Consider the following 6,680-nt stretch of genomic DNA (forward strand, 5'->3'; position numbering starts at 1 on the left):
TGAACCGGCCCCTTCGCGTGCAGGCTCGCTCCCACAATGGATTGGTGTACGCAAATCCACTGTGGGAGCGAGCCTGCTCGCGAAAGGGCCGGCAAGGTCAGTACAAAACCACCCTACTTCACCACCGCCCGCACCACTGACAACTCCGGTGCCGACACCCGCCGCTGACTCAGATACCGGGTACAACTCACCCGCAGGAACGAGGCGAAGTTCACCACCTCGCCGCGGTAGTCCATCACCTCTTCATACAGCTTGGCGATCAACTGGTTGGTGGTCATGCCATCGACCTCGGCGATTTCGCTGAGGATGTCCCAGAACTGATTCTCCAGCCGCAAGGTCGTCACCACCCCGCAGATGCGCAGCGAGCGGGAGCGCGATTCGTAGAGAATCGGGTCGGCTTTGACGTAGAGCTCGCACATGGACAGGTTCCTCGTTACAGCGTGATTTTCGTGCCCAGCAACCCGAGGAAACCGGCGAGCCAGTTCGGGTGGGCAGGCCAGGCCGGCGCCGTGGCCAGATTGCCTTGAACATGGCCGTCCGTCACCGGGATATCGATAAACGTGCCACCCGCCAGGCGCACCTCAGGTGCACAGGCCGGGTAAGCGCTGCATTCGCGCCCTTCGAGAACCCCGGCCGCTGCCAGCAATTGCGCACCGTGACACACGGCAGCGATCGGCTTGCCGGCCTTGTCGAAGGCGCGCACCAGGTCCAGGACTTTTTCGTTCAGGCGCAGGTACTCCGGTGCACGACCACCGGGGATCAGAACGGCGTCGTAATCCTCGGCCTTGACCTTGGCAAAGTCGAAATTCAGGGCAAACAGATGACCGGGTTTTTCGCTGTAGGTCTGGTCGCCTTCGAAGTCATGGATGGCCGTGCGGACGGTCTGGCCAGCGCTTTTGTCCGGGCAGACGGCATGCACCGTATGGCCGACCATCAACAGCGCCTGGAACGGCACCATCACTTCATAGTCTTCGACGAAATCGCCGACCAGCATCAGAATTTTTTTAGCGGCCATGGGGAGGACTCCTCTGGGAAATGCGTAGGCATGCAGGAGTATTCAAGGTAGTCCTTATCCGCAGGGGCGGGTAACAACCGGCTACTACTGCGTTATCGTTCTTCGCGAGCAGGCTCGCTCCCACAGGGGAACGCATTCCAATGTGGGAGCGGGCTTGCCCGCGATGACGTCCTCGAACTGTACGGATAATTCTGTGACTAGCTGTAACAGCGCTAAACCCGCGGATTATGGCTAGATGAAAGCTCTTCCCCTCACCCAAGATTCTGGTTGCCATCATGTCCTCCCGCGAAAACACCGGCATGGCCCTGGGCCTGCTCGGCGTCGTCATCTTCAGCCTCACCCTGCCCTTCACGCGAATCGTCGTGCAGGAACTGCATCCACTGCTCAATGGCCTGGGCCGGGCATTGTTCGCGGCGGTGCCGGCGGCAGCGCTGTTGCTGTGGCGGCGGGAAAAATGGCCGACCTGGAAACAGGTCAAGGGCCTGATGCTGGTGTCGGCCGGGGTGATTCTCGGCTTTCCGGTGTTGTCGGCCTGGGCGATGCAAACCTTGCCGGCGTCCCATGGTGCTCTGGTCAATGGCCTGCAACCGCTGTGCGTGGCGCTGTACGCCGCCTGGCTGTCCCACGAACGCCCGTCGAAAGCCTTCTGGGCCTGCGCCGCGCTGGGCAGTGCGCTGGTGCTCGGTTATGCGCTGATCAGTGGTGCCGGCAGTATTCAGGCCGGGGACTTGCTGATGCTCGGCGCCATTGCGGTGGGCGGCCTGGGGTATGCAGAAGGCGGCCGGTTGGCCAAGGAGATGGGGGGCTGGCAGGTGATCTGCTGGGCATTGGTACTCTCGACACCGCTGCTGATCGGCCCCGTGACGTACCTGGCGCTGCAACATCAGGGCGAGATTTCGAGCAAAACCTGGTGGGCCTTCGGCTACGTCTCGCTGTTCTCCCAGTTCATCGGCTTCTTCGCCTGGTACGCCGGGCTGGCCATGGGCGGCATTGCCCGGGTCAGTCAGATCCAGTTGTTGCAGATCTTCTTCACCATCGCCTTTTCAGCGTTGTTCTTCGGCGAACACGTCGAGCCGATTACCTGGCTGTTTGCGGCCGGGGTGATCGTGACCGTGATGTTGGGGCGCAAAACCAGCGTGCGCCCGGCACAACCGGGCACATTACCGGCAGGGATTCAGGTCAAGCCTTAGACACAAGCAGCCCATCGGCCTGCAGCAGCGTTTCCAGGCAATGTTCAGTGATGTGATAGAAATCCTTCAGCTCCTGGATCTTCACCAGCAACTGAGTCGGGTCGATCGGCTCGGCTCGCTTGACCGCCAGGATCATCTTGTTCTTGTTGGTGTGCTCCAGTGAGATGAACTCGAACACCTTGGTCTCGTAACCGCAGGCTTCGAGGAACAGCGCCCGCAAGCTGTCGGTGACCATTTCCGCCTGCTGGCCCAGGTGCAGGCCATATTGCAGCATCGGTTTGAGCAATACAGGGCTCTGGATTTGCAGTCGGATCTGCTTGTGGCAGCACGGCGAGCACATGATGATCGACGCCCCGGAACGGATGCCGGTGTGAATCGCATAGTCGGTGGCGATGTCGCAGGCGTGCAAGGCGATCATCACGTCCAGTTCGCTCGGCGCCACGCTGCGCACGTCACCACACTTGAACACCAGGCCCGGGTGTTCGAGCTTGGCCGCCGCGGCGTTGCACAGGGTCACCATGTCTTCGCGCAGTTCGACACCGGTCACTTCACCTTCGGCCTTCAAGGTATTGCGCAGGTAATCGTGGATGGCGAAGGTCAGGTAGCCCTTGCCCGATCCGAAGTCAGCGACCCGAACCGGTTTGTCCAGAGCCAGCGGCGATGACGTCAGCGCATGGCTGAACACCTCGATGAACTTGTTGATCTGCTTCCACTTGCGCGACATCGCCGGGATCAGTTCATGCTGCTTGTTGGTCACACCCAGGTCAGCGAGAAACGGTCGACTCAGGTCGAGGAAGCGGTTTTTCTCGCGATTGTGCTCGACAGACGGCACTTCGCGTAATTGCTGAGGCTTGCTCTTGAATAGCGAACTCTTGCCCTTTTTGCTGTATTCGAGCTGCGCCTCATCCGTCAGCGACAACAAATGCGCATTTTTGAACGCCGCTGGCAGCAACCCGGCAATGGTTGCTACACCGTCGGCAAGCGGCAGATTCTTGGTGATGTCGCGGGTTTTATAGCGATAGACGAAGGACAGGCAAGGCTGCGCCTTGACCGTTACCGGTTTGATGATGATCCGCTGCAGGTCCGCTTCATCACCGACGTATTTGGCCAACACCAGTTTGATAAAGGCATTTTGACCGAGGCTGGTTTGCAGCATCTCGATGAACTGGGCGTGATGATCCGGCGCGAGGCTGGCGGGAGTGGCGGTGACAGACATGGAAAAAACGGCCTCGGGCGGTGCGGTTCGGGAATGCCGGGTATTTTAGGGCGGACGAGGCGTTTGGGCACGGGCTTATTTTGCGACAGGTCCTGGTCGCGCCGCCCAAGACCTGAATGCGCCCGTTGAAAACTAGGGCTCCACCAGTCGAAGTTTACGGCTGGTTGGCGAGTTGATGATGTATTTGACAATCAGCCCTACCGGCACCGCCCAGGTCAGACCGTTGGCCGGGTCAGTGACCACGGCGACGGTTTCGGAACTCGCGGCGATATCCAGACGTCGGCGATCGTTGCTGGACTTGAGTATTCCATAGGCATGGCTAACCAGTTTTTCCGCCAGATGCATCGGCACATCGATGCCTTCCAAATGCTTGACCGCACGACAGAACAACACCTGGTCATCGATCAATCCATCGCTTTCATGACGAGCGAGGAACGCCTGGGCGATCGCCAGAAGCTCCTCGTTCAACACCACCTTTTCATCAGATTCAGCCATGCTCATGACTCCAGTCGTGCATCCGGCGTTGGAGTACTCGGTGCAACAGGCCGTGCGGCGCGACGCAGATCAGGGCTGGCGCAAGGTAAATGTACGGCGGGATTGGGCATCCCACTGGGCGAAAGTTCGTGGGTCATTTCAAACTCGGCCCGCACCGACCAGCCACAGGCCTCCGACGTACACTGCAAATAGGCCACCCGCAGGAAAATATGGCGACCTTCGCTGGTACGGATACGCATCCTGCTCAAGCAGTGCGGACAAACCATTTTGTAAGTGCTCATGCTTGATTCCCGGCAGTCATCTGGTGGTAATCGACTGGATCAAACGCAATACTGCTTAGTGCGTTGATCGCTGCGGTGCGCCCTTGCGAATAACGTCTGCCAGACAAATGGAAATGCAACAGGCAGCCGCGTAAAGGGTAGAAGCCAAGCTCGTAGGAAATCACCCTGATACCATTAGGAAGTTTCGACATCGTATTCTTCTGATTCATAGTTGATGATTGATTACTTACAAACAATAAGTACTCATTGCGCATACGCTAAGCACTCAAAAAGCATATGTCAAAGGGAAGAGGCTCAAATTGCGTAGCAAAAAATCACAAGCTGTTCTGACTCGCCTGAAACAAATCACCGGCACAAAAACCGATGCTTCGTTGTCTTCAGCCCTGCAGATCAGCCCGCAAACCCTTAGCAGCTGGAAAGGGCGTGACAGCACGCCATACGCATTATGCGTAGACATCGCACAAACCCGTGGCATCTCTCTTGATTGGTTGCTGCTGGGTGAAGGTCCGGTCCTGAGGCAAACACCCAGCGAAACACTCGACGGCCCCCAAGACAGTACGACTCGGGAAAACACTATTCTCGCGTTGTGGCGATTGCTCGATGAAGATGATCGCTGCGCCATACAAAACGCGCTGGAGGAGAAACGACGACTGCGCGATATGGAAGCCAAACTTTCCGAGATGGCCAACCTCGTTGCATCGCTCGAACGAAATTTGAAGACATAGGCAATCCGGACTCTTTACTTCAAAACATGCCACATCACCCTGATGCTTCCGCCACTTCGAACGATCAATGCGCATGACCAGACGCTAATAACCGCATGCCATGGACTCACCGGTGCAAATGTCAGCAGTACGTCCATGCCGGCAAGGCAAAACATTCCTCCGCACAGACTGGTCAATAGTCCTTCGCGCCAACAGTGGTGCTCCTCGTCACGCTGGTAACACGCCAGCCTGAACGCACTCAGTAAATGAGCAACACCGGTCATCAGAATCAGTGCAACCATTTCATGGCTCATCACCCGCGCCCTCTGAAGTGCCGAATGATTTCGCCGAGACCTGCACCATCGATCCATTGCATGACCTTGATACTGATGGGAATAACGATCAGCGCACACAGAAACGCCGTCACACCCGAGGTCAGGAAGGGGGTCAGTTGCAACGCGACGGGGGTAAAGAGATAGCCGACACCCGCCGACAGCAACCAGGAGCCGATTCGCTGCCAGGCTTTGAAGTTGCTGCGGGTGGTGGTCACCAGCCACGCGCCCAGGGACGCGCCGAAGAGTGCCTCGCCGTCAATCGCGGGCAGTGTCGCGATACCCAATCCCAACAAGAGCCCACTGATACTGTTGTAGGTCGAATCAGTCAGGTTCATGGGCACCTCTCACTCCCGTCTGGCCAATTCTGATAGCGCCCGTCTCAAGGGCCTTGAGCAGGGCAGCACTACGGGAGCTGACGGCGAACTTGCGGCGGATATTGGAGAAGTGAAAGTTGATCGTGGCTTCCGAGCAATTCTGAATCCGGGCGATCTCCCAGGATGTTTTACCTTTGAAGCACCACATTAAGGTTTGCGTCTCTTTCGCGGTCAACTGCGCCGGCGGCGAGTCAGTCTCGCCATCGGGTGCCGTGCCGGAAGAAGCGTTGAGCGATTGATTCGTTGCCATAAAAAGTCCCTCTACGTCAGAGCAACCGTCGCAGGACGCTCGCTGATAGAGAGATGTTGAAGACAAGGTTGCCCCCGGACAACACGCGGCCGTTGTACCGCGCAGCGCTACACAAACGCTCTATTTCAAGGTTTATCCAAGCACGACCAGGCGGTTGGGCAACTCGTTCCTCACATGCGTCACCGGAACATGCAACTTGAGCAACTCACCGCACGCTTCGACGCAGCTGACAAAGCCCTGCAACGTCTGCCCCTGCTTCACTTGCTGGGTGAACGTGGCAACAATCGCGTCCCAGTGCTTGTTGTCCAGCCGGCTGGAGATGCCCTCGTCCACCAGGATTTCCACGTAGCGTTCGGCTTCGGACACGAAGATCAGCATGCCGGTGCCGCCGACGGTGTGATGCAGGTTTTGCTCCAGAAACTGCCGGCGCGCCAGGTTCGAGGCGCGCCAGTGACGTACCGAGCGCGGGATCAGGTGGGTGGTGACTTTCGGCAGCCGGAACACCAGGCACAGGACGATGAACGTGATCCATTGCACCAGCAGCAGGCTGTGCATGGTCAACCAGCCGGTCAGGTAATGCACGATACCCGGCACCACCAGCGCCAGCAGGCTGGCCCAAAGCAGCGGGATGTACGCGTAGTCGTCGGCTCGGGCCGCGAGCACGGTGACCAGTTCCGCATCCGTGTCGCGCTCGACCCGGGCGATCGCCTCGGCGACTTTGCGTTGTTCGTGTTCTGTCAGTAGTGCCATGTCTTGAAGTGCCCACTCATTATTGTTCTATCACCAGCCGCCCGACGAACCGCCGCCCCCGAAACTGCCC

11 protein-coding genes are annotated in these 6,680 nt (G+C 58.3%); 2 read left to right on the top strand and 9 right to left on the bottom strand.

Going from position 1 to position 6,680, the window contains the following annotated elements; genetic code table 11:
- Positions 1-113: 113 nt before the first annotated feature.
- The gene (locus HNQ83_RS30665; RefSeq protein ID WP_016982789.1) at positions 114-419 is read right to left on the bottom strand and encodes a ribbon-helix-helix domain-containing protein; all 306 of its coding nucleotides are present in this window, start codon (positions 417-419) and stop codon (positions 114-116) included.
- 14 nt (positions 420-433) lie between these two features.
- Entirely contained in the window at positions 434-1,015 is a 582-nt protein-coding gene (locus HNQ83_RS30670) for a DJ-1/PfpI family protein (protein WP_175392585.1), read from the bottom strand.
- Positions 1,016-1,290: 275 nt separating this feature from the next.
- On the opposite strand from HNQ83_RS30670, the gene HNQ83_RS30675 reads away from it, so the two are divergent.
- Entirely contained in the window at positions 1,291-2,205 is a 915-nt protein-coding gene (locus HNQ83_RS30675) for a DMT family transporter (protein ID WP_175392586.1), read from the top strand.
- On the opposite strand, the gene HNQ83_RS30680 is transcribed toward HNQ83_RS30675, so the two are convergent.
- The 4 genes from HNQ83_RS30680 to HNQ83_RS30695 form a co-directional block, all read right to left on the bottom strand.
- Positions 2,195-3,421 carry an SAM-dependent methyltransferase gene (locus HNQ83_RS30680; RefSeq protein ID WP_175392587.1) on the bottom strand — a complete coding sequence of 409 codons (1,227 nt, stop codon included), beginning with the start codon at positions 3,419-3,421 and terminating at the stop codon, positions 2,195-2,197. The two genes, HNQ83_RS30675 and HNQ83_RS30680, sit on opposite strands and share 11 nt — an antisense overlap.
- A 132-nt stretch (positions 3,422-3,553) precedes the next feature.
- Positions 3,554-3,916 (bottom strand): hypothetical protein, encoded by a 363-nt coding sequence (locus tag HNQ83_RS30685; RefSeq protein ID WP_175392588.1) that lies wholly within the window; start codon positions 3,914-3,916, stop codon positions 3,554-3,556.
- 2 nt (positions 3,917-3,918) lie between these two features.
- Entirely contained in the window at positions 3,919-4,197 is a 279-nt protein-coding gene (locus HNQ83_RS30690; RefSeq protein ID WP_175392589.1) for an ogr/Delta-like zinc finger family protein, read from the bottom strand.
- Positions 4,194-4,388, bottom strand: a complete 195-nt coding sequence (locus tag HNQ83_RS30695; protein WP_175392590.1) for a hypothetical protein — start codon at positions 4,386-4,388, stop codon at positions 4,194-4,196. Before HNQ83_RS30695 ends, HNQ83_RS30690 begins: the two co-directional genes overlap by 4 nt.
- Positions 4,389-4,496: 108 nt before the next feature.
- On the opposite strand from HNQ83_RS30695, the gene HNQ83_RS30700 reads away from it, so the two are divergent.
- A complete protein-coding gene (locus HNQ83_RS30700) occupies positions 4,497-4,922 on the top strand; it encodes a helix-turn-helix domain-containing protein (protein WP_175392591.1) in 426 nt (141 codons plus the stop codon).
- A gap of 292 nt (positions 4,923-5,214) precedes the next feature.
- Here the strand turns inward: HNQ83_RS30700 and HNQ83_RS30705 are convergent, their stop codons facing one another.
- From HNQ83_RS30705 to HNQ83_RS30715, 3 genes are all read right to left on the bottom strand, one after another.
- Complete coding sequence (locus HNQ83_RS30705) at positions 5,215-5,571, bottom strand: putative holin (RefSeq protein ID WP_175392592.1); 357 nt, start codon at positions 5,569-5,571, stop codon at positions 5,215-5,217.
- Complete coding sequence (locus HNQ83_RS30710) at positions 5,558-5,860, bottom strand: helix-turn-helix domain-containing protein (RefSeq protein WP_175392593.1); 303 nt, start codon at positions 5,858-5,860, stop codon at positions 5,558-5,560. The genes HNQ83_RS30705 and HNQ83_RS30710 overlap by 14 nt, the downstream gene beginning before the upstream one ends.
- 132 nt (positions 5,861-5,992) lie before the next feature.
- Positions 5,993-6,610, bottom strand: coding sequence for a TPM domain-containing protein (locus HNQ83_RS30715; RefSeq protein ID WP_175392594.1), 618 nt, complete (start codon positions 6,608-6,610; stop codon positions 5,993-5,995).
- Positions 6,611-6,680 lie beyond the last annotated feature (70 nt).

Source organism: Pseudomonas sp. C2B4, assembly GCF_013359695.1.
In the GTDB taxonomy this organism is placed as follows: Bacteria; Pseudomonadota; Gammaproteobacteria; order Pseudomonadales; family Pseudomonadaceae; genus Aquipseudomonas.

Bases quoted from the DNA above. Each gene is read 5' to 3' on its own strand.
- HNQ83_RS30665 (WP_016982789.1), bottom strand. From the start codon at position 419: ATGTGCGAGCTCTACGTCAAAGCCGACCCGATTCTCTACGAATCGCGC.
- HNQ83_RS30670 (WP_175392585.1), bottom strand. From the start codon at position 1,015: ATGGCCGCTAAAAAAATTCTGATGCTGGTCGGCGATTTCGTCGAAGAC.
- HNQ83_RS30675 (WP_175392586.1), top strand. From the start codon at position 1,291: ATGTCCTCCCGCGAAAACACCGGCATGGCCCTGGGCCTGCTCGGCGTC.
- HNQ83_RS30680 (WP_175392587.1), bottom strand. From the start codon at position 3,421: ATGTCTGTCACCGCCACTCCCGCCAGCCTCGCGCCGGATCATCACGCC.
- HNQ83_RS30685 (WP_175392588.1), bottom strand. From the start codon at position 3,916: ATGGCTGAATCTGATGAAAAGGTGGTGTTGAACGAGGAGCTTCTGGCG.
- HNQ83_RS30690 (WP_175392589.1), bottom strand. From the start codon at position 4,197: ATGAGCACTTACAAAATGGTTTGTCCGCACTGCTTGAGCAGGATGCGT.
- HNQ83_RS30695 (WP_175392590.1), bottom strand. From the start codon at position 4,388: ATGTCGAAACTTCCTAATGGTATCAGGGTGATTTCCTACGAGCTTGGC.
- HNQ83_RS30705 (WP_175392592.1), bottom strand. From the start codon at position 5,571: ATGAACCTGACTGATTCGACCTACAACAGTATCAGTGGGCTCTTGTTG.
- HNQ83_RS30710 (WP_175392593.1), bottom strand. From the start codon at position 5,860: ATGGCAACGAATCAATCGCTCAACGCTTCTTCCGGCACGGCACCCGAT.
- HNQ83_RS30715 (WP_175392594.1), bottom strand. From the start codon at position 6,610: ATGGCACTACTGACAGAACACGAACAACGCAAAGTCGCCGAGGCGATC.